At 28.3% G+C, this 21,471-nt stretch carries 20 protein-coding genes; 13 read left to right on the top strand and 7 right to left on the bottom strand.

Going from position 1 to position 21,471, the window contains the following annotated elements; all coding sequences use genetic code 11:
- The 9 genes from QZ286_RS06300 to QZ286_RS06340 form a co-directional block, all read left to right on the top strand.
- On the top strand, nt 1-829 hold an 829-nt coding region (locus tag QZ286_RS06300; RefSeq protein WP_291256121.1), incomplete at its 5' end, for an ABC transporter ATP-binding protein.
- 19 nt (nt 830-848) lie between these two features.
- Nucleotides 849-2,600 carry a beta-galactosidase family protein gene (locus QZ286_RS06305; protein ID WP_291256122.1) on the top strand — a complete coding sequence of 584 codons (1,752 nt, stop codon included), beginning with the start codon at nt 849-851 and terminating at the stop codon, nt 2,598-2,600.
- A gap of 29 nt (nt 2,601-2,629) precedes the next feature.
- Nucleotides 2,630-3,895 carry an ABC transporter substrate-binding protein gene (locus QZ286_RS06310; RefSeq protein WP_291256123.1) on the top strand — a complete coding sequence of 422 codons (1,266 nt, stop codon included), beginning with the start codon at nt 2,630-2,632 and terminating at the stop codon, nt 3,893-3,895.
- 15 nt (nt 3,896-3,910) lie between these two features.
- Nucleotides 3,911-4,807 (top strand): carbohydrate ABC transporter permease, encoded by an 897-nt coding sequence (locus tag QZ286_RS06315; protein ID WP_291256124.1) that lies wholly within the window; start codon nt 3,911-3,913, stop codon nt 4,805-4,807.
- Nucleotides 4,808-4,820: 13 nt separating this feature from the next.
- On the top strand, nt 4,821-5,654 hold the full coding sequence (locus tag QZ286_RS06320) for a carbohydrate ABC transporter permease (RefSeq protein WP_291256125.1): 834 nt from the start codon (nt 4,821-4,823) through the stop codon (nt 5,652-5,654).
- A gap of 28 nt (nt 5,655-5,682) precedes the next feature.
- On the top strand, nt 5,683-6,960 hold the full coding sequence (locus QZ286_RS06325; protein WP_291256126.1) for a Gfo/Idh/MocA family oxidoreductase: 1,278 nt from the start codon (nt 5,683-5,685) through the stop codon (nt 6,958-6,960).
- Nucleotides 6,961-7,097: 137 nt separating this feature from the next.
- Nucleotides 7,098-7,832 carry a GntR family transcriptional regulator gene (locus QZ286_RS06330; protein WP_291256127.1) on the top strand — a complete coding sequence of 245 codons (735 nt, stop codon included), beginning with the start codon at nt 7,098-7,100 and terminating at the stop codon, nt 7,830-7,832.
- 259 nt (nt 7,833-8,091) lie between these two features.
- Nucleotides 8,092-10,788: a DEAD/DEAH box helicase gene (locus QZ286_RS06335; protein ID WP_291256128.1), complete on the top strand. Its 2,697-nt coding sequence runs from the start codon at nt 8,092-8,094 to the stop codon at nt 10,786-10,788.
- A 16-nt stretch (nt 10,789-10,804) separates the two neighbouring features.
- Complete coding sequence (locus QZ286_RS06340) at nt 10,805-12,568, top strand: hypothetical protein (RefSeq protein WP_291256129.1); 1,764 nt, start codon at nt 10,805-10,807, stop codon at nt 12,566-12,568.
- Nucleotides 12,569-12,630: 62 nt separating this feature from the next.
- On the opposite strand, the gene QZ286_RS06345 is transcribed toward QZ286_RS06340, so the two are convergent.
- The 4 genes from QZ286_RS06345 to QZ286_RS06360 form a co-directional block, all read right to left on the bottom strand.
- Nucleotides 12,631-13,455 carry an Mrp/NBP35 family ATP-binding protein gene (locus QZ286_RS06345; protein ID WP_291256130.1) on the bottom strand — a complete coding sequence of 275 codons (825 nt, stop codon included), beginning with the start codon at nt 13,453-13,455 and terminating at the stop codon, nt 12,631-12,633.
- Between the two features lie 85 nt (nt 13,456-13,540).
- The gene (locus tag QZ286_RS06350) at nt 13,541-13,960 is read right to left on the bottom strand and encodes a HutP family protein (RefSeq protein WP_291256131.1); all 420 of its coding nucleotides are present in this window, start codon (nt 13,958-13,960) and stop codon (nt 13,541-13,543) included.
- 544 nt (nt 13,961-14,504) lie between these two features.
- Nucleotides 14,505-16,295 (bottom strand): DNA (cytosine-5-)-methyltransferase, encoded by a 1,791-nt coding sequence (gene dcm / locus QZ286_RS06355; protein WP_291256132.1) that lies wholly within the window; start codon nt 16,293-16,295, stop codon nt 14,505-14,507.
- Between the two features lie 60 nt (nt 16,296-16,355).
- Complete coding sequence (locus tag QZ286_RS06360) at nt 16,356-16,547, bottom strand: hypothetical protein (RefSeq protein WP_291256133.1); 192 nt, start codon at nt 16,545-16,547, stop codon at nt 16,356-16,358.
- An 88-nt stretch (nt 16,548-16,635) separates the two neighbouring features.
- On the opposite strand from QZ286_RS06360, the gene QZ286_RS06365 reads away from it, so the two are divergent.
- A complete protein-coding gene (locus QZ286_RS06365) occupies nt 16,636-17,013 on the top strand; it encodes an EVE domain-containing protein (RefSeq protein WP_291256134.1) in 378 nt (125 codons plus the stop codon).
- An 18-nt stretch (nt 17,014-17,031) separates the two neighbouring features.
- On the opposite strand, the gene QZ286_RS06370 is transcribed toward QZ286_RS06365, so the two are convergent.
- Both QZ286_RS06370 and QZ286_RS06375 read right to left on the bottom strand, forming a co-directional pair.
- Entirely contained in the window at nt 17,032-17,640 is a 609-nt protein-coding gene (locus QZ286_RS06370; RefSeq protein ID WP_291256135.1) for a Bsp6I family type II restriction endonuclease, read from the bottom strand.
- 33 nt (nt 17,641-17,673) lie between these two features.
- On the bottom strand, nt 17,674-18,129 hold the full coding sequence (locus QZ286_RS06375; protein WP_291256136.1) for a helix-turn-helix transcriptional regulator: 456 nt from the start codon (nt 18,127-18,129) through the stop codon (nt 17,674-17,676).
- A gap of 169 nt (nt 18,130-18,298) precedes the next feature.
- Between QZ286_RS06375 and QZ286_RS06380 the strand changes: the two genes are divergently transcribed.
- From QZ286_RS06380 to QZ286_RS06390, 3 genes are read left to right on the top strand one after another with little or no spacing between them, the layout of a single operon-like run.
- Nucleotides 18,299-18,835: a hypothetical protein gene (locus tag QZ286_RS06380; RefSeq protein ID WP_291256137.1), complete on the top strand. Its 537-nt coding sequence runs from the start codon at nt 18,299-18,301 to the stop codon at nt 18,833-18,835.
- Nucleotides 18,835-19,623 carry a hypothetical protein gene (locus QZ286_RS06385; RefSeq protein ID WP_291256138.1) on the top strand — a complete coding sequence of 263 codons (789 nt, stop codon included), beginning with the start codon at nt 18,835-18,837 and terminating at the stop codon, nt 19,621-19,623. Before QZ286_RS06380 ends, QZ286_RS06385 begins: the two co-directional genes overlap by 1 nt.
- Before the next feature lie 21 nt (nt 19,624-19,644).
- Complete coding sequence (locus tag QZ286_RS06390; RefSeq protein ID WP_291256139.1) at nt 19,645-20,814, top strand: hypothetical protein; 1,170 nt, start codon at nt 19,645-19,647, stop codon at nt 20,812-20,814.
- A 284-nt stretch (nt 20,815-21,098) separates the two neighbouring features.
- On the opposite strand, the gene QZ286_RS06395 is transcribed toward QZ286_RS06390, so the two are convergent.
- Nucleotides 21,099-21,470 carry an ASCH domain-containing protein gene (locus QZ286_RS06395; RefSeq protein ID WP_291256140.1) on the bottom strand — a complete coding sequence of 124 codons (372 nt, stop codon included), beginning with the start codon at nt 21,468-21,470 and terminating at the stop codon, nt 21,099-21,101.
- Between the last annotated feature and the right edge of the window lies 1 nt (nt 21,471).

The following is a 21,471-nucleotide window of genomic DNA, read 5'->3' on the forward strand; positions in this document are numbered from 1 at the left end:
TAAGATGGCAAAGGTACCTAAAGATGAGATAGATAGAAGAGTGAGAGAAGCAGCAGAAAAATTGGAGATAACTCAACTTTTAGATAGAAAACCTAAAGAGATGTCAGGAGGACAAAGACAGAGGGTAGCAGTAGGAAGGGCAATAGTGAGAAAACCAGATGTATTTTTATTTGATGAACCGCTATCAAACTTAGATGCAAAGTTGAGAGTATCAATGAGAGTAAAGATAACTCAATTACATAAACAGTTGAAAGCTGAAGGGCAAACAGCAACAATGATATATGTAACTCATGATCAAGTTGAGGCAATGACAATGGGGGATAGAATCTGTGTCTTGAACTATGGAAAGATAATGCAAGTTGATACACCGCTAAATCTATATCATAAACCAGCAAATAAGTTTGTAGCAGGATTTATAGGGTCACCAGCAATGAACTTTGTAGAGGGTTATATAGAGGAGCATGAACAGGGTATTATTTTTATGTTTGGAGAGGGAAAATATATAATTTTACCAGAAGATATGGGAGAAAAGGTAAAAAGTTATATAGGTAAGAAAGTTGTCTTGGGAATAAGACCTGAGAATATAGGAAATAAGGTAACACATCCAGAGGGAGAAAAGATAAACTTCTTAAAGGGTGCAGTAACAACAGTTGAGCATATGGGAAATGAAGAGTTTCTATATTTTACAATAGATGGAAATGAATTTACCTCAAGAATAGAAGCTAGAAAAAGTGAAAATGTAAAATATGGTGAAACAGGAGAGTTTTATTTTAATGTAAAAAGAGCACATATATTTGATGCAGAGAGTGAGGAAAATATAACATTATAAAATAAAAAGGAGAATGTTTATGAAATTTGTCGGTGAAAAAATATTGATAGATGGAGAAGAGACACTACTAATATCAGGGGCGATACACTATTTTAGAACTCTACCTGAACAGTGGGAAGACAGATTGGAAAAGCTTGTAGCTGGAGGATTTAACTGTGTTGAAACCTATGTACCTTGGAATTTACATGAACCACAAGAGGGTGAGTATAATTTCTCTGGAATGTTGGATATTGAGAGATTTTTGAAATTAGCTGAAGAGAAGGGGCTATATGTAATCTTGAGACCCTCTCCATACATATGTGCAGAATGGGAGTTTGGAGGATTACCTTCATGGTTATTAAAATATCAAGGAATAAGACTTAGAACAATGGATAAGAGATATATCGAGAAGATAGATAGATATTATGATGAGTTAATTCCAAGAATCAAACCATATTTAAAATCAAATGGTGGAACAATATTAGCTTTACAGATTGAGAATGAGTATGGTAGTTATGGAAATGATTATAACTATCTAAACTATCTAAAAGAGGCTTATAGAAAAAGAGGAATAGAGGAGATACTATTTACCTCAGATGGTCCTACTGATAGAATGTTAGCAGGTGGGACACTACCTGAGATATGGAAAACGATAAATTTTGGATCTAAGACAGAGGAATCTTTTGAACTATTTAAAAATTATCAAAACGGATTACCTAAGATGGTGATGGAGTTTTGGATAGGTTGGTTTGATCACTGGGGATATGAACATATTACAAGACCAGCTGAAGAGTTGAGAGAAGAATTGATATATATGTTGGAGAATGATATTTCAGTAAACTTCTACATGTTCCATGGTGGAACTAACTTTGGATTTTTAAATGGGGCAAACTATCACAGTGAGCAGAGATGTACAGTTACAAGTTATGATTATGATGCTCTTTTAACTGAGGCTGGAGATATAACACCAAAATATAACTTGGTAAAAGAGATTTTAAAAAAATATTCTCACAAAATAAAGAAACATAAAAATCATAGAGAGTATAGAGTAGAAAATTCTAAAAAGATCTCTTATGGAGATGTTAAATTTGATAGTTGTGTAAGCTTAGAGGAGAGTTTAAATAAAATAAGTGAAAGAGTATTTTCACCATATCCACTTAAGATGGAAGAGTTGGGACAAGATTATGGATTTACTCTATACAAGACAAAAATAAAGGGGATAATTGATAATTTTCAATTGACAATTCAAGAGGTAAGAGATAGAGCATTAGTATTTTTTAATGGTGAGTATAAAGGGGTAATTGATAGAAATAATAAACAGGAGATCTTTCTTACAAGTTTTGAAGAGGAATCAACTTTGGAGATCTTGGTTGAAAATATGGGAAGAATTAACTATGGACCTCTGTTAAAAGATGAAAAAGGTATCACAGAGGGTGTAAGGATAGGAAATCAATTTCTTTACAATTGGGATATTTACACATTACCATTAAATAACTTAGAAAAATTAGAGTTTAATGAGGGGCATAGAACGGTAGAAAATACACCTATCTTTGTAAAAGGAAAGTTTGAAGTGAAAGAGATAGGTGATACATACTTAGATTTTGAGGGTTGGGAAAAAGGTGTAGTCTTTATAAATGGTTTTAATTTGGGAAGATATTGGAAAGAGGGACCACAGAAAAGATTATATGTTCCAGCACCTATATTGAAAGTAGGAGAAAATGAGATAGTTATTTTTGAGCTTCATAAGAATCAAGAGAAAGTTTTTTTAGCAGATGAAGGAAAGTTATTTTAAAGTAAATTTAAAAATATAGGAGGGTACTTATGAACAAGATTTTAAAAAATGTATGTATTGGAGTATGTGGATTGGTTTTAGTTGCAGGTTGTGGAAAGGAGAAAAATGAAAAAGTTGAACTCTCTTTTGTAACTTATACTGGAACTGGAGAAGACTTTTTAATGGAGATAAATGACATAAATAAAGCTTATAGCAAAATTAATCCCAATGTAACTATAAAAATGGAAAAAGTAACTGCTACTGAGTATGATAATACTATGAAAATAAGAAACTCTGCACAAAAACTTCCAGATGTTTTCCCAGTAAGAGTTGTAACATTGGAAAACTATAAAAATGTATTAACTCCTTTAAATGATTTAGAGGCTACAAAATTAAATAAATTTGCTAAAGAATATGCAATTGATGGAAATATCTATGGACTACCAATGTATGGATTCAATGAGTTTGTATATTTTAGAAAGAGTGTATTTAATGAGTTAGGAATAGAGATACCAACAACTTGGGAAGAGTTTAATCAAGTTACAGCAAAGATAAAAGCTTCAGAAAAATATACTCCAATCTCATTGGGAGCAAAGGATTCTTGGGTAACATATCCATTTAACGAGTTTTTCCCATTCTTAGTTTCAGGTGGAAATGATATTTGGACAAAGATGGGACAAGATAATGAACCATTTTCAAAGGGGAAACCTTTCTATGAAGCTTATAAGATGTTAAATGATTTCTATCAAACAAAACCATTTGGAGATGACCCTCTAGGATATGGTTGGGAACAGGAAAAAAATATGTTCATAGCTAAAAAATCAGCAATGTTAGCAGCAGGACAATGGTTCTATATGGATCTTATCAAAGATTTACCAAAAGAGGAGTTAGAAGATGTTGGTGTATTTATGATGCCAGTTCGTAACAGTAAAGATGAGAATTTCAGATATCTTGTTACAGCAGAAGTATTCTTGGGTATACCAAAATATAGTAAAAACCAAAAAGAAGCAAAAGAGTTTATCAACTGGTTATTTACAAGTGATTACTATAAAGAGTTTATCAAATATATGAATGTTTTACCTACAGTGGAAGGAGTTCAAATTGAAGGTGGAATATTTAGTGAAACAATAAATAATATACCTAATCCAGAGGCAGTATTACAAAAAGGTGGAGATAGCCAATTTAGAGATATTGCTAACTTTATCTCATTTGATGTTAAGAGAATGGGACAAGAGATGATACAAGGTGTAGATTTTGATAAGTATATGGAAGAGTACAATAAAAAATGGAAAGAAGCAAAAGAGAATATACAGTAATTGAGGTGGACTAGAATGACAGATAAAATCCAAAAGAGGGTATTATTAACAACATTTCTAGCAATACCAACTTTTCTATTGTTGATTTTTGTTTTGTATCCCACTTTGAAACTTATATATATAAGTTTTACAGACTGGGACGGTATCAATACGAGTATGAATTTTATTGGTTTAAAAAACTATAAACAGGTATTTCAAAGAAGAGATATATTTCAAAGTTTGAGTAACAATGGACTATATTTTATAATTCATCTATTTTTTATACCGATAGAGATGTATCTAGCTGTACTATTAGATAGATATATTAGAAAGAGTGAGTTTTTTAAAACTATAGTTTTTATGCCATATATAATCAATGGGGTAGCCATAGCTTATATGTTTTCATTTCTATACAATTCAGAAGATGGAGTATTAAATGGGCTTTTGGCAATGTTGAGTATTGGAAAAGTGAAATGGTTGAGTGATCCTAGAATAGTAAACTACTCTCTAGTAATAGTTTCTTTATGGCGTTTTACAAGTATACACATAATATTGTTTTTAGCTGGGTTACAGTCAATCAATAAAGATATGTTAGAAGCAGCTTTAATAGATGGAGCTTCAGTATTTCAACAGTTTACGAAGATAATTATCCCAAATATTAAATCTATATTGAGTATCATACTATTTTTAAATGTAAGGGGAGCATTGATGGTTTTTGATATTCCATTTGTAATGACAAGTGGAGGACCAGGAACTAGTAGTACCACATTTGCTTTACACACAGTAAAAACAGCATTTGAATTTAGTAATTTTGGCTTGGCTTGTGCAATGGCAATAATTTTGATAATAGCGATTATAATAATTTCTCTTATTCAAAATATGATATTAGAGCCTGAAAAAATAAAAAAACATTTGAAAGTACATAAAAATTAAAAGTGGTGATGAAATGAAAAACAGGATAAAAAAAGTGTTATTTGATGTTTTTAATCACGGAATTTTTGTAATGGTAACTTTGATTGTCATACTTCCATTAATATTGGTTTTCTTATCTTCATTTAAGACTCCAGAGCAGATTGCGTTAGGTAATCATTTATCATTACCGTCACCATTTACTCTTGAAAATTATAAAGAAGTTTTTGAAAAGGGAAATATTTTAGTAGGATTAAAAAACTCAGTTATACTAGTTGTAGGAACAGTTGTTATAAATGTTATTTTAAGTAGTATGGTAGCTTACTCTTTGAGTAGATTTGAGTTTAAATTGAAGAAAGTTTACTTCCTATTCTTTAGTTTGGCAATGTTAGTTCCAAGTTTTATTGCAGAGATAACTAGATTTGGAATAATAGGAAAATTAGGGCTGTATGATACACTGTTTGCTCCTATGCTCATCTATGTATCTACAGATATTTTACAAATCTATGTTTATAAGCAGTTTATGGATCAAATTCCGTTCTCTCTAGATGAGAGTGCAAGAATAGACGGGTGTTCATACTTTACAATCTATTGGAAGATAATATTTCCATTGATTTTACCAGCTACAGCGACATTGATAATTTTAAAATCTGTGGATATATTAAATGATATGTATACCCCTTATCTATATATGCCAAGTTCAGAAAATGTAACACTTACAACTATGCTTATGAGCTATGTAGGACGTAGTGGATCTTGGGCAAAACTTTCAGCGGCGATTGTTTTAGTTATGTTACCAACAATAGTTATGTATTTGATCTTTAAGAAAAAAATACTTTCTGGAATAGTGGCAGGGGCAGTAAAAGAGTAATAGAATACATTTGAAAGAGGGAGAAGATATGTTAAGAGTAGGAGTTATAGGTGCAGGAAATAGAGGAAAAGATATATATGCTAATTTTATTTTAGAGAAAACAGATGAGGCTGAAATAGTAGCAGTTGCAGAGCCAAATCCTCTAAAGAGGGAAGAGATGATAAAAAAACATGGGATCAAGCCAGAGTATGTTTTTGAAGATTGGAAGGATTTTTTGGCAAAAGATAAATTTTGTGATGCTATAATATTGGCAACAGGTGATGATATGCACTTTGAACCAATTCAAGAGGCTATGAAAAAAGGGTACGATATTTTATTAGAAAAACCTATGTCTAACAAGGCAGATGAATGTATAAAAATAGTTGAATTGGCAGAGAAATATGGGGTAAAAGTGATGGTATGTCACGTGTTGAGATACACTCCTTTCTTCAGTAAATTAAAAGAATTAATAGAGAGTGGAATAATAGGTGATGTTGTAGATATACAACACAATGAAAATATTGGAAACTTCCACTTTGCTCACAGTTTTGTAAGAGGAAATTGGAGAAATTCAGATGAAACAAGCCCATTGATTTTACAGAAAAGTTGCCATGACTTAGATATTTTATCTTGGCTATTAGGTGGAAGTCAATGTGAGAAGATCGCTTCTTTTGGAAAGTTAACTCATTTTAAAAGGGAAAATGCTCCAGTGGATTCAGCTGAAAGATGTTTAGATTGTAAATATATAGATTCTTGTATCTATTCTCCTAAAAAAATATATTATAAAAATTTAGGAGCTTGGCCTACATTGGTAGCAACAGATATACAGACAGTAGAGGGGTTAGAAGATGCATTAAAAAGCAATAAATATGGAAGATGTGTGTATAAGTGTGATAACAATGTAGTGGATAATATGGTAACAATAATTCAATTTAAGAATGGGGTTAATGTTACATTTAACTTGTCAGCATTTACAGATGAAGTTTGTAGAACTATTAAAATAATGGGAACTAAGGGTGAAATAAGAGGAAATGATAGTAAAAACCATATAGAGGTTTACCAATTTGGAATGGGAGAGGGACGTTTCTCTAATGGTAAGATGACTGAGATTATTCCTGAAGTTTTAGAAGGGGGACATGGTGGAGGCGACACAGGACTTATGCAGGATTTTGTTGATCTATGTCTAGGAAGAAAAAATGATTCTAAAACTAACCCAAGAGTTTCTTTAGAGAGTCATATAATGGCTTTTGCTGCAGAAAAATCAAGAGTTGAAGAGAGAATAGTGAAAATGGATGAGTTTATAGCTGAGGCAAAAAATAGTAAATAGTCTTAAAAATGGTGTTAAATTATTAACACCATTTTAAACTTAGGGGTAAGTGGAGTAGAATATCAAAATTACCCTTGTAAAAATATGGTAAAAGTGATATTATCTAATGTAAGATTCAAAAAATTGTGGAGGGAAAAATGTTATTAGGAAAAGAGAAAGTTCCTCTCTATTGTCAATTAGCTGAGATAATAATAAACGAAATAGAGAGTAAAGGATTAAAAGAGAATGATCAATTATCTACTGAAAAAGAGTATTGTGAAAAATATAAGTTGAGTAGAGCCACAGTTAGACAAGCAATAAATTATCTAGAGAAAAAAGGATATGTATATAAGATACAAGGAAGTGGAACTTTTGTTTCAGCAAGACGTCTTAAGCAAAAGCTATTAAAGTTTTATAGCTTTAGTGAAGAGATGAAAAAACAGGGGAAAAATCCAGAGTCAGAGATACTTTCTTTGAAAACAATAGAGGGAAATGAGAAGATCTTAAAAGAGCTTAACTTGGAAAAGGGAGAAAAGGTTCTTGAGTTAGTGAGATTAAGACTTGCAGATGGTGAAGAGATAATGTATGAGAAAACATATCTTCCATATAAGAAATTTCCAGATTTAACAAAGAAAGATTTAATTGATAACTCTTTATATGGTATTCTTCAAAGTAGATATAAGATGGTTTTTACAAAAGCAACAGAGAGATTTTCAGTAGGGATTTCAGATAAAAAGGTTTCAGCCTCTCTTTTGATACCTCAAAATACACCAGTTATAAATCTTCAAAGATGGACTTATGTAGGATTAGAGATAATCGAGTATACAATAAGCTCTGTAAGAGGAGATAGATTTGAATTTGAGGTGGAGTTAGAGGGAGAGAGTAGTAGATAATAGTATAATATTTCAAATAAAAAATATTAAAATAAGAGGAGTTTACACTGTTTTATTGTAGACTCCTTTATATTTTACTCGGGAAAATTGTAGACTTATAAAATATTCATCATGGACTAAAGCTATCATCGAATTAAATAAATGTTGATAAAACACGTATTTTTTGATATAATATACTCTGAATAAAAATAAAAATGGTAAGGGTAGATAGATTATGAGCTTAAAAAAAATGGACAATTTGCTGGAAAATATCTTTTTTATGTTAAAAATAGATGAAAAAGGAGCCTATGTTCTTCCAGTATACGCTGATGGAAGTATAGCAGAAAATTTAGAAGTAGATGAAGATTCTGAAGATGTAACTAGTCAGATTTTAACATATATTAAGGGAGTGAAAGAGGATAGTTTTTTCATAGATTGGGAGAAGGAGTATGAAGAGGCATATCTGAATGAACACTCAGATCTAATAGAATATTTAATTGATAATCCTAAGTTTGTAAATGAAAAGATGGAAGTACTCAAATGGATAAAAAGGGATAATAATTTATCGTTGATTATAAAAGAGAAGGAAAATAGTAGTACTGCCCTTACAACAGAACTTTTATTAAATGATTCTATTACAGAGTTTATGATAATCAATGAGGATCTTATTTTAGCTGATAATACTTTTTATATAATAGATATGGAGAGTAATGATTTTCATACTTTGAAGGAGTTAGTTGGAACAATTGATGAATCAGGATTAGAAAATTTTCTAACTTTGACGATTAAGTATTTTAAGAATATAGAGATAGAGTATAAAGATTATAAGATAATGGCTGGAGAGAAGCATATTCCTAGTCCACAACTAGTAATAGAAAAGATCTCTCATGACAATAGTCTATATTTACAAGTGACATTGATGGTATCAAGTATGCACTACGATTTCTTGAAAGATCACGATATTAAGCAAGTAGCAATAGTCAATGATTTGGAGAGAAAAATATCTATATGTGAGATAGATATAAGCAGAATATCTGAAGCGATAGAGGATATTGTAAAATTGTTAACTAAGGATCAAAAGAATTTAAAAGTGAGATCGAGTTATTACTTAGATGAGAGTAATTTAATTATAATGCAGGAAAAATTAGCTAAAGAGTTTATTATGAAGGATCTATTACAATTGGCATCTAAGTACAAGGTAGTAGGTACAGATAAGCTTAGAAAGTATAATATAAAGGCTGTAAAGCCAAAGGTAATAGGAAATTTCAGCCACTCAATAGATTTCTTAGAGGGAGAGATAGAGCTTGAGATTGAGGGAGAAAAGTTTTCTATTTTAGATGTTCTTTCATCTTACAAGAAGGATTCATATATTATGTTAAGTGATGGAACAAGTGCCTTAATTAATAAGAAATATATAGAGAAGTTAGAGAGAATTTTTAAAGATAACAATAAACAAAAAGTAAAACTCTCATTTTTTGATCTACCACTGGTAGAGGAGTTAATTGAAGATAAGATATTCTCTGAGGAGATGAATAGAAGCAGAGAGTTTTTTAAAGGGATTAATAATATAAATAACTATGCAATAGAGACGCCGAAGATAAAAGCACAATTGAGAGAGTATCAAGAGTATGGTTACAAATGGTTATCATATTTGATGGACAACAATTTAGGAGGGTGTCTTGCAGATGATATGGGACTTGGGAAGACTCTTCAAGCAATAGCAGTTTTAACGAGATTGCATGAGAAGAAGGGGACGAAAAGTTTGGTAGTAATGCCTAAATCTTTGGTGTATAACTGGGAGAGCGAGATAAAGAAATTTAGTCCTAAGTTAAAGGTTGGAATATACTATGGAAACTTTAGAAATAGAGATATTATAAAGAAAAATAGTGTTATTTTAACTACTTATGGAACTATTAGAAATGATATTGAAACAATAAAAGAGTATTTTTTTGATGCGGTGATTTTAGATGAATCTCAGAATATAAAAAATGTAAATGCTCAAACAACGAAAGCTATAATGCTTTTGAATACAAGACATAGAATTGCTCTAAGTGGAACACCTATTGAGAATAACTTAAGTGAGTTATACTCTCTATTCAGATTTTTAAATCCCTCTATGTTTGGAACTTTAGAGGAGTTTAACAACTATTATGCAATTCCAATCCAAAGGGAGAATGATAGAGAGGCAATAGAGGAGTTAAAGAAGAAGGTATATCCATTTATTTTAAGAAGAATAAAGAAAGAGGTTTTAAAGGATCTACCAGATAAGATAGAAAAAACTATGTATATAGAGATGAATCCTGAACAGAAAAAACTTTATGATGAGAGAAGAAATTATTATTATAAGATGGTACACTCTCAAATAAAGGAGAATGGAATAGGGAAGACACAGTTCTTTATATTACAAGCTTTAAATGAATTAAGACAGATAACGAGCTGTCCAGAGGCAAAAAGTGTAGGAGTAACTTCAAGTAAAAGAGAGGTTTTAATAAATAATATTGTTGAAGCTGTGGAGAATGGACATAAAGTTTTAGTTTTTACAAACTATATTAACTCTATAAACAACATCTGTGAAGACTTGAAAAAATATGATATTAAATATCTTTCTATGAGTGGAAGTACAAAGGACAGACAGCTATTAGTAGATAAATTCCAAAAAGATAACAAGTATAAGGTTTTTGTTATGACATTGAAAACAGGTGGAGTTGGATTAAATCTAACTGCTGCTGATACGATTTTTATCTATGATCCTTGGTGGAACAAGACAGTAGAAAATCAAGCAATAGATAGAGCCTATAGATTGGGGCAAGATAGAACAGTTTTTTCATATAAATTGATACTGAAGGATACAATTGAAGAGAAGATCCTTCAACTACAAGAATCAAAAATCAAACTACTAGATAATCTAATATCTGAAGATAGTGCTACTTTAAAGAGTTTAACTGAAAAGGATATTGAGTTTATCTTAGGAGAATAAATTTTAGGGAGAAAAAATGGCGATAAGTAAGGATAGGTTTAGGGAAGCTTTAAATGAGTTTTATTCTAAAGAAATTTTATTTAAACTTTATACAAAGTATTTTTTAGATTGGATAGCTGAGGGGTATATAGGGAGTAACCTTGGATTATTTGAGATATCTTTAATAAGTGAAAATAGTAATAAACAAACTTTTTTAGATTTGTTGGAGCAATTTTATTTGAAAGAGGAGATATTCTGTACTATCTATGAGAGATTGGATAGTGATGTTAAAGAGGTTTTTGAAGAGGTAGTTTGGAAAGGAAAGTTCTACATCTCTAATAAAGAAAGATATTTAAAGTTGGAAAATAATTATGATTTAAATAAAGATTTACAAGATAAATTCCTATTTTTTAAGGCAGAGAGAGATAATAAAAAAGGGGAGTACCTCTATTTAGATTATGATATATTGAGAGTTATAAGAAAATTTATGAGAAATAAACCTCAAGAGTATAACATTATAGCTCAAAATAGTGTAGATGCTACTTTAGTAAACAACAATGAGAAAGAGTTAATAGAAAATTTTAAAATGTATTTTGAGTTTTATTCTCAAGGTGGGATAAAATTATCAAGTAGTGCTAAGATCTTGAAAGAGTCTAAGTTAAATATGAAAAAATATTGTAATATAAGTGAGTATTACGAAGATTCAAAGGATTTAGATTATCTTAAAACAGAAACAATCGCTCTTTTCTTCTTCTTAGTTAAAGAGAGATATATTGATGAAAACTATTTTAAGATTTCAAATATAAAAAATATAGTAAATGATTTCTTGAGTGGAGAGTTGATAAAAGAGGAAAATTATCACTATACATCACTTTATCTTAATTACCTAAAGGGTGTAAAGAATATTTGGAAATCTAAAGAGGAGATAAAAAGAGGATTAGCTACAATCAAAAATATACTTAATGAGATACCTAATGGAAAAGTTGTAAGTGTAGATAACATTATTAAATCAATACTATATAGAGATGAGTTTATAGAGATAATAGATGTGAAAGATGCATATGACTATATCTATATCAATGAAGCTAACTATGAGAGAACAAAGATTCTGAATTATGAGAAATATCAGATGTATGTTGTAATTCCATTTATCAAATCTGTACTGTTTATCTTAGGAGTTTTAGGAGTTTTAGAGATATACTATGACTATCCATCTATAAATAATTCATTGTACTTAAAAAATGGATATTTAAGTAAGTTTGATGGGATAAAATATATCAAATTTACAGAACTAGGAGAGTACTGCTTTGATAGAATAGAGGAGTATGACTTTAAAAATGCTAAAGAAGATGGAGAGGTTATTTTAGACGAGGATAGATTGATAGCGACTGTTGTTGGAGATGCTCCAGTAAAGACAATGTTCTTAGAGAGAGTTTCACAAAAAATAGCTGTAAATAAGTTTAAATTTAATAAGGAGAGTTTCTTAAAGGGAATAAGTAGTTCCAAAGAGATTCAAGATAGAATAAATGAGTTTTATTCTAAGATTACTCCAGAACCTTCTCAAATATGGGTGGAATTCTTTGGAGATCTTTTGGAAAAAAGTAGTGCAATAAAAGCTGATAATCAGTTTGTAGTATTAAAACTAAAAAATGATAAAGAGCTTATAAAGACTATTACAAAAGATGAGAGATTTAAACCACTTATGTTGAAGGGAGAGGATTTTCATCTTTTAATAAAGAGTGAAAATGTAACAGAGGTTGTCAGTCTATTTAAAGAGCATGGATACTATGTAAATTTTTAAACTGAATAAATAATAAAAAAGGATAGAGAGAAGTTTAAACTTCAATCTATCCTCTTGTTTTACTATAATTTAGAGATCTCTTCAAGAATTTTATCAGTTATAGGTGCGAATAATTTAGCTGAATCTTCACACTCTTGACCTGTAGTCATTCTTGCAAAACCTTTAGTCATTGGAAGTTCTCCAAGAAGAGTTAATCCCATCTCTTTTAAGAAATCGTGAGCTCCACTCTCTTCGTGGAAACTGATCTTAGTTTCACAACCTGGACAAACAATGTAACTCATATTTTCTACAACTCCAATAACAGGAACATTTAGTTTTTTAGTCATATTAACGGCTTTTGCAACTATCATAGATACCATATCTTGAGGAACAGATACCATTACTATTCCATTGATAGGTGTAGATTGCATAACAGTAAGAGCAACATCACCTGTTCCTGGAGGCATATCGATTAGAAGATAATCTAATTCTCCCCATAGTACCTCTTCCCAGAACTGTTTAACAGCACTACTTATGATAGAACCTCTCCAAACAACAGGTTGGCTCTCATCTTGTAGTAATAGATTTAGAGATATTATTTTTATACCCTCTTTAGAAGTAACAGGAATGATATTAGTTCCATCTCCAGTAGCCATTTGACCACTAACTCCCATCAATCTAGGGATACTAGGACCTGTAATATCAGCATCCATTATTCCTACTTTATACCCTTTTTTAGCTAATTCTTTAGCAAATAGAGTTGTAACAGTAGATTTTCCTACTCCACCTTTACCACTCATAATACCGATTACATTTTTTATATGATTTAATGGATTATTAACAATCCCACAACTTTCTTTGTCCTTTGTACAAGTGCTACCTGAAGGACAAGTACTACAATTTGACATTATATTTCCTCCTTAAATTAACAATTAATACTATACTCAATCATACACTTATAAAATAGTTTTGTCAAATTTAATTTAACAATATTTATGACTCACAAGGTACGGCTCTGTGTCCAAGTCCAATTACCACTTCATCAAGCCTAAACATTCCTATTGTTAAAAAAATACAGACAGATAGATGTTCTTGATATCTTGCTATACCTATTTTTCCCCCTACATTAAATCCTACTGATTTATCTAGAATCTGATCAATAGCCTCTCTAGTTGCTCCAGTAACAGCACCCTCATATACATGAGACTCACTTATAAGACCATTTCTCTTAGCTGCCACCAAGGTTCTTTCAAGTATTTTGGGAATAGATTCTACAACATTTCCACCAATATCCACAGCTGCAGTTTTAATTCCTTTTTTTATATATTTTTCTTTTAGCTCCTGCTCCTCTTCACGACTACTCATAGCCATCTCCACAGATACTTTTGCTATATCTTTACTTTTATATTGCATAAATTCTCCTCACTTTCTAGGTCATTCTACATATATTATATCAAAAATTTATAAAAATATCTTCAAGTATTTATATAAAAAGAGGGGATTCAATTTTAGGGAGAAAAGAGAAAAATCTAGATTCTTTGTCAAATAGTATTGATGAGTAAAATAAAATTTAATGAGGCTTTAGTAATTTAGTAAAAAAATTACTAAGGTATCTTCTTTTTTATTAAATCGCTATTTAATAAAATTATATATACAGATTTTCTGTAGTACAAAAAGAACTCTTAAAATAGAGTCAATTTTTAATTAATATTTATCAATTCTTTTATTATCATAATATATTTTATTAAATTATTTATTCCTTCTACTATTCCGTTCTTATATGTAGTTTCTGGTATATTTATAATAAATTTTTTATACTTTTTTCAAATAGGTTTTGGTTGAGTTAATTTTAAAGGAAATTTTATATCGTTTCAACTTTTTTTGTAAAAAATAGAAAAAATAGTGTATTAGGATATCTTTGAGAAATCCATCAACACTATTTATGATACAACCAAAATTAAACTATTTCTAATAATTCTGACATAACTTTTTTTATTAAAAGCTTAGTCTTTTCCTCATTATAATTACAAGCTGTTTTAATTTCATTATTATAGTGGTCAATTATTTTTGCTAACTCTTTAAATTTTTCACAATTTCCATTATCAATGGTATTATTTTTATCCTCTTCGATTTTTATATTTAAAATAGATTTTCTTAAAACCCTTTTATTAAAATATCCATACTTTTTATTTTTAAAATATTTTTTATTACATCTTATTTTAGTATAAATATTTATTTTTCTCAGAGAAGTAATCTTTTTTTCCATTATAATATTTTCTTCTTGAAAACCAACATTTATATTTTCAATAGAAGATAATTCTAGTTGACTAGTAATATTATTGTTATCTGTAACCATATTAACTCTACTATTTATATTATTATCTACTTCATGTAAAGCTCTTAATACTTTCTTAGCTAAAAGTTCTATCACATCTACAGAAACAGCGTTTCCAGCTTGTTCATACAAATAGCTATTTCCAACAGTTGTAGGTAAAGTATACTCTGTTCCTACTCTAAATCCTTGTAAATTAAAACAATCCTTTGGAGATAACTTTCTTATTCCATCAAAAGTTTTAATAAGAGGAACATTATGTCCACCAGTTCCCATATTAGCAGTAAGTGTAGGGCAAACTCCAGATTGATTTTTTCTTACATACATTCCACGTCTAACTTGGTAAACTTCATACATTTCGGTTATATCTCTTTCTAAATTTATTCCATCATTCTCAAAATATTTAGGATATTTTTCTTTGGTATAATAAAGCTTAGGGTTACTTTCTTTAGTTATAGAATAATCTAAAATATTTGCAAGAGATTGTTGAAGCTCCTCTTTACTTTTTTTCAATTTTTTTAAATCTTCTAATGATCCAAAAGCTTCTGAATCTTCTTGATTTAAAAAACAGATTACAAAGATACGTTCTCTATTTTGAGGAAGCTCAGTATATTCATAAGTATTTAAGACTTTATATTTAAGAGTGTATCCTAAATTTTCAAGTTCTTCTTTTATAACTCTAAAAGTATTTCCATTATCGTGACTGACTAAATTTTTTACATTTTCTAAAAATAAAATTCTAGGTTTATTTTTTCCTCTTTCTTTTAATTGATTAACCAAATTAACAACACTATAAAAAAGCTCTCCTCTATGATCTTCAAATCCTCTTCTTTGTCCTGCAATAGAAAAAGCTTGACAAGGAAATCCTGCAGTTAATATATCTATACTATTAGCTAATATTTCCTCTCTTTTACTTTGATAAATATTATATTTTCTTTCTACTTCTGTTTTTAAGTAATTACTTTCAAGATTCAATTTAATAAGTTTTAATTCTATTATTTTTTTTACTTCTTCTTCTAAATATCCATACTCTACTATTTTCTTTTTTATACTATCTGTAAATTTAAAATTTCCTTTAATTAAAATGCTGGGGAAAAATGGAGTATTCAATTTTTTTATAGATTCTTTTATAAATTTTTCATCAAACTTTTTTTCTAATAAAACTATATTATTTTCATCTAATATTTCATTTAATCTTAATTCTAAAAATTTTTTTTCTTCTATCCATAAATTTGGATCTAAAATTTTTTCAATATCTCCTTTTATAAGATTATGATTAAAATTTGCTGAATATGTTAAACAAGCATTATCATTAAACTCATTGGCGAAGATAAGTTCAAACTCTGTACTAGCTCTTTTAAATCCTAGACAAATACCTCCAACTCCAGCAAAAAGACTTCCTACTTTATAAGCCATTTAGCCACTTCCTTTTTTATATTATATATATTATTATATCATAATTTTTGAAAAACTGTATTACTTTTTTTCAATTATTTCTACTATAATTTTTTTTAGTTTTTCACTAAAGTTTTTTCCTTCAGCTTCATCTATATATTTGAGAATAAACTCCTCTTCCTTTTTAAATTTTATTGTTTTTGTTATATATCTCTTTTTATTACTCTCATCTTTTGGATGACGTCCAGCTCCTTGTCTTGCTCCTCCCCTCATAACCTCTCCTTAAAAAATCTTTGCTAATTCATTCACTAGATATTATAATATACTTTTGAGAAAACATCAAAATAAACTTGGAGGAATTATGATAAATTATTGGATATTTCAATATACTACTAATATTTACAAAAATGTAATTGAGGATTTTAAAAATGAAACTATAGATAAATGGGAAGTTACAAAACATAAAAAAAATATTAAAATTGGAGATAAAGCTATCATTTATATTGGTGGAAATAAAGGAAAAATCATTCTTGGAGTAGTAGAAGTTGTATCAAACTTATTTTTTATAGAAGAAAAAAATAGAGATTATGTCAAAATAAAAATAATTGAAAATTGGTGTAATAATCCTATTTCTTTTTCTATAGCTAAAAAAGAGATTCCAGATATTTTAATTGGAATAAGTGGAACTAATTTTAGAGCTAATGAAGAACAATATATAAAATTAAAGGAGTTAGTCTAGTACTAACTCCTTTAATTTTTAATATATTGGTAATTGATAAATGTTTCCAGTGAAAGAATATTGTAAATTATTTTCTTGAATCACTTGAAGAAGACTTAAACGTGGTCTTCTTCCTTGAAGTTGTTGCATAGTAAAAGTTTCTCCATTTCTTGAATTTAAAATACGCTCAGTAACTAGATTAGTAGGAATATCATAAATATAAAAATTTCCATTTCCTTCTGAAAAATCGATAAATATTAATTTATCCCAAACTGAGTGTGGACCAAATGATGTTAAATCTGGTGCTACACTACATGCCTTAATTTGAATACGTTGTCCATCTAAATTAGGTTGATTAGCTGGTAGATAACAATCAAAAGATGTATTACATCCTTGTATGTTTAATTTATTTGTTCTCCATGCACCAGAAAGATAACAGTATAAAACTTCTGTTAATCCTTCTGGAATATTAACTCCTCTAGCTCCAACTAATGTTAATGTCTTATTTAAATTTTTCCAAGATTCATAGATAGTTACTAACGAATCTCTTGTTGGAGACAAATTTGGAAAATTTAAATAATCATTTTGATAAATGCATCTTGTAACAGAAACATTTTGATAAATTCCTTCTGGTAGATTTAATAGCACTTGAATATTTAACATCTACTATTCCTCCCTATATTATTTAATTAAATTCACTACAGAAATATTTAGCTTATTAGCTATTCTAATGAGTGTATTTTTTCTTGGATTACCAAAATTACTTTCATAAATTTTATAAGCACAATAAGATACTCCTATTTCTTTAGCAAATTCTTTCTGAGTCATTTTTTTTAATTTTCTATACATCTTTAAATTTTCTCCAAAACATCTTCTTAATTCTCTGTTTTGATATGAATATCCAGATATTCCTAAATAATGTTCATATGATATTTCAAAAATATCACCTAAGTCTTTTAAAGTTTTAAGAGTGAAATTATCTACATATCCATTTAAAAGTTTTGAAAATTTTGAATAATCTAGCTCCTTTCTTTTATTTTCTAAATTATATTTTTCAATGAAAATTTCTTGAGTGATTTTATTTTCTTTAAACTTAAGTTTATTAAAATTTTTAATTGCTTTATTAATATTCGCCATAAAATACTTCTCCAATTTAAAAAATAAGAAACTTTATATAGACGATTTTATAAAACTTAAATTAAAAAGTCTATTCATTATAATAGACTTTTTTTGTAATATTTATTACGTTAAGCAATAATAAATTTAAGAGTAAAATATAAAATATAATCAATGTGAGGAAATAAAAATGAAGAAAAAAATTAAATATATCTATACTGATAAAATTCATAATAGATTAGCTATTTTATTAGAAACCATAGATAATATTTTACTTAAGTGTAAGGAACATGGTTTTAATAGACAAAGTTTTTATAATATAAAAGCTCAAAATAATGAAATCTATCTACGAACATTTTTAAAACTAGCTGAAATGTTAGAAATTTCTCCAGCTAAACTTTTAGAAATTTGTTTATTGGAAAATAAAACAAATTTAGAATTAAAGAATTTATATTTAGGGAATCTTACTAAATTTAAGTATGAATTTGACTATCAGAAATTAAAAAACATCTATTCTGCAGAAAGAGCAAAATTAAAAGAAGATGGAAGCACTCTTGTAGATATTTTAAATGAAAAATCTAAAGAAGGACTTATTTTAGAACAAAGACAAATTGAAAATGTTTTGGCTGGAAAAAATTGTAGTCTTAAAGCTTATTTATATACTTGTGAATTACTAGGAATGAATCCTATTGAAACTATGAAAAATTGTATAAAGGAGAAAAAATAATGGCAGTTATAATTCCACTAACTTTAAAAGAATTAAAAAAAATTTTTGATGATAAGGCTATTGAGATACTGGAATTTCAATTAGAAAAAAGTATAATAGCTCAACCAGAAATAAAAGATTATCAAGAAAATGTCAGTCCACAAATTACTAAAGAGTATCTCGAACAGTGGTGTGTTCAAGCAATAGAAAATGTCAAACCAATAGGAGCTGGAAGTTATCCTATAGATATTATTCGAGATAATACTTGGGGAGCTGATATTAAGGCTCTTGCTTGTAAATTTGATATCAAAGGAAATCTATCAAATAGTGAAAGTGGAGAAGCCTCTCTAGCACAAAAATTTACTGATACAGGAGAAAATTTAGATGAACTATTTAAAAATAAAGAGTTTAATAAAATAGCTCAAGGTTGGTTAGAAATTGTAAAAAGAAAAAATATAAAAGTTATGACAGAAAAAAATATTGAAAAAATTTACTATTTCTTTTTCTTGAGGGGAAATAAAGAGTTCTATCTTTGTGGTGCTAAAATTAATCTTAATGAACTTAAAAAAGTAACAGTGAATGAGGAACAATCTACAAATCAATCTGTTTACTTAAAAAATTATATTGATGATAGATACGGAACTACTAAAATTTATAAAGCTAAAAAAAGACTTGAGTTAAGATTAAGACCTAAAAACTGGGTAGATGATAAGTTATGTATAACTTTACCTGTTCCTAATCAATTAACTAATGTGGATTTAAGAAAAATTGATTTAAAAGAATATAGAAATGGCTTGTTAAAAAAATAATTTAAAATGGGGTGAAAAATTATGAATAATATGGTGCTAAGACCTTTACAACTTAAAGAATTAGGAGGTTTTTTTGATGATAAAGCTATTAAAATATTAAGGTTTCAATTGGAAAAAAGTATAATAGCTCAACCAGAAAGAAAAGATTTTACAGAGGAAGAACAAGAAGAAAATTTACAAATAGCTAATACTTATTTAGAAAACTGGTGTGTCCAAGCTCTAGAAAATGTAGTTCCTGTAGGTGCTGGAAGTTATCCTATAGATATTATTCGAGATAATACTTGGGGAGCTGATATAAAAGGAGTATCCTATAAAATTACTAAAGCAAAAGAAGTATCTAATATAGAAAGTGGAGAAGCTTCTTTAGGACAAAAATTTATTGAAGCTGGAGATAATTTAGATGAGTTATTTAAAAAGAAAGAATTTAAACAAATTATAGAGGCTTGGCAAAAAATTTTAAAGGAAAAATATGATAAAGTAATTCAAGATAAAGAAATAAAAAAAATATACTATTTTATTTTTTTAAAAGGAGTTGTTGGATATTATCTTTGTGGGACAGAGGTTATTATTAATAACTTAAAAAATTTATGTGAAGACTCTGAAAATAAAAGAAATTCAGATAAGTCAGTGTTTTTAAAGAATTTTATAGATAAAAAATATGGTAGCACTAAAATATATAAATCTAAAAAAAGATTAGAGTTGAGGTTAAGGCCAAAAGCTTGGATAGATGAAGGATTTTGTATAAAATTACCTATTCCTAATTATCTACCAGCTATAAATTTAAGAGAAACGGATTTAGATTTATATAGAAAGGAAATATTTAATTTTAATAAAAATATATTACAAGAAGAAATCATAAATAATGGAAGGGGAAATTTAGAAGTAGAAACTGGATACTCTATATATTTTAATGATATAAAAATATATCAAAATGAATCTTTAGATCCTAAAACATCTTTTTGTCCCATTAGAAAAATTCAAATAGAGGATGATAAGAATAGCATATCTATATTTAAAAATGATGAATCAATTCTTTCTCTAAAGCTAAACAATAATTTTAAATTAAAACAAAATTATATAATTGAAATAAATGAAGATATGAATGAATTTCATATTCATTTTACTCCTTTTAAACTTAATTTTCATGCTAATACATTTTCAATATGTATTGGTAAAAAAATACTTTTTTAAGAAGAGAAGTCATTATCTTTAAATGGAGGTAACATATGTCTTTTTAAATTTATTTGCTAAAAAAGAAAAGAATAAATTTTCTGGAAATATTTCAATGATCAATCTAAAAATTCCATTATGATACAAGTATTTTAGATAGGTAAAAGAGAAATATAATTTTATTTTAAATATTTAATAAAAATAACTTACCTTTTAAAATCCAAGAGAAAAAATTTGAAAGTTACTAGAGCAGAAACAATAAAATAAAAGAGAACTAAAAATAGTTCCTCTTTTAAAAGCAATTATTATTTTAAATAGATAAAAGATTGTGGAGCTGATTTAACACCTAATTCACTTAAAGTTTTAGGCGTTTCATATTTAGTAATATCTCCAATCTCTAAAGCATATCCTAAATTTCTATCTTTAAAATAATTAAAAAAATCAGCTTTATTAATTCCTGTATATGGATAAGTATTTTCCCATAATTTTTCAGGAGCATCACAATGAACTTTATTTATTTTAAACTCTCCAACAACTTTTTTTATAGGAGAAGTTGAATAAATTACAATAGTATCAACAGAGTTATCCTTAAATATAGCTCTTCTGTACTCAAACTTCTTCTCTCCATTAAAAATTTTATCTACATAAGGTGGATTAATAGATAGTAAAACTTTCAAT

It is taken from the genome of Fusobacterium sp. (genome assembly GCF_019012925.1).
GTDB lineage: Bacteria > Fusobacteriota > Fusobacteriia > Fusobacteriales > Fusobacteriaceae > Fusobacterium_A.

What these genes read in the sequence shown, in the direction of transcription:
- QZ286_RS06340 (WP_291256129.1), top strand. Translation starts at nt 10,805, where the DNA reads ATGGCGATAAGTAAGGATAGGTTTAGGGAAGCTTTAAATGAGTTTTAT.
- dcm (WP_291256132.1), bottom strand. Translation starts at nt 16,295, where the DNA reads ATGGCTTATAAAGTAGGAAGTCTTTTTGCTGGAGTTGGAGGTATTTGT.
- QZ286_RS06385 (WP_291256138.1), top strand. Translation starts at nt 18,835, where the DNA reads ATGGCAGTTATAATTCCACTAACTTTAAAAGAATTAAAAAAAATTTTT.
- QZ286_RS06375 (WP_291256136.1), bottom strand. Translation starts at nt 18,129, where the DNA reads ATGGCGAATATTAATAAAGCAATTAAAAATTTTAATAAACTTAAGTTT.
- QZ286_RS06390 (WP_291256139.1), top strand. Translation starts at nt 19,645, where the DNA reads ATGAATAATATGGTGCTAAGACCTTTACAACTTAAAGAATTAGGAGGT.
- QZ286_RS06315 (WP_291256124.1), top strand. Translation starts at nt 3,911, where the DNA reads ATGACAGATAAAATCCAAAAGAGGGTATTATTAACAACATTTCTAGCA.
- QZ286_RS06320 (WP_291256125.1), top strand. Translation starts at nt 4,821, where the DNA reads ATGAAAAACAGGATAAAAAAAGTGTTATTTGATGTTTTTAATCACGGA.
- QZ286_RS06380 (WP_291256137.1), top strand. Translation starts at nt 18,299, where the DNA reads ATGAAGAAAAAAATTAAATATATCTATACTGATAAAATTCATAATAGA.
- QZ286_RS06360 (WP_291256133.1), bottom strand. Translation starts at nt 16,547, where the DNA reads ATGAGGGGAGGAGCAAGACAAGGAGCTGGACGTCATCCAAAAGATGAG.
- QZ286_RS06325 (WP_291256126.1), top strand. Translation starts at nt 5,683, where the DNA reads ATGTTAAGAGTAGGAGTTATAGGTGCAGGAAATAGAGGAAAAGATATA.
- QZ286_RS06365 (WP_291256134.1), top strand. Translation starts at nt 16,636, where the DNA reads ATGATAAATTATTGGATATTTCAATATACTACTAATATTTACAAAAAT.
- QZ286_RS06310 (WP_291256123.1), top strand. Translation starts at nt 2,630, where the DNA reads ATGAACAAGATTTTAAAAAATGTATGTATTGGAGTATGTGGATTGGTT.
- QZ286_RS06345 (WP_291256130.1), bottom strand. Translation starts at nt 13,455, where the DNA reads ATGTCAAATTGTAGTACTTGTCCTTCAGGTAGCACTTGTACAAAGGAC.
- QZ286_RS06305 (WP_291256122.1), top strand. Translation starts at nt 849, where the DNA reads ATGAAATTTGTCGGTGAAAAAATATTGATAGATGGAGAAGAGACACTA.
- QZ286_RS06330 (WP_291256127.1), top strand. Translation starts at nt 7,098, where the DNA reads ATGTTATTAGGAAAAGAGAAAGTTCCTCTCTATTGTCAATTAGCTGAG.
- QZ286_RS06335 (WP_291256128.1), top strand. Translation starts at nt 8,092, where the DNA reads ATGTTAAAAATAGATGAAAAAGGAGCCTATGTTCTTCCAGTATACGCT.
- QZ286_RS06350 (WP_291256131.1), bottom strand. Translation starts at nt 13,960, where the DNA reads ATGCAATATAAAAGTAAAGATATAGCAAAAGTATCTGTGGAGATGGCT.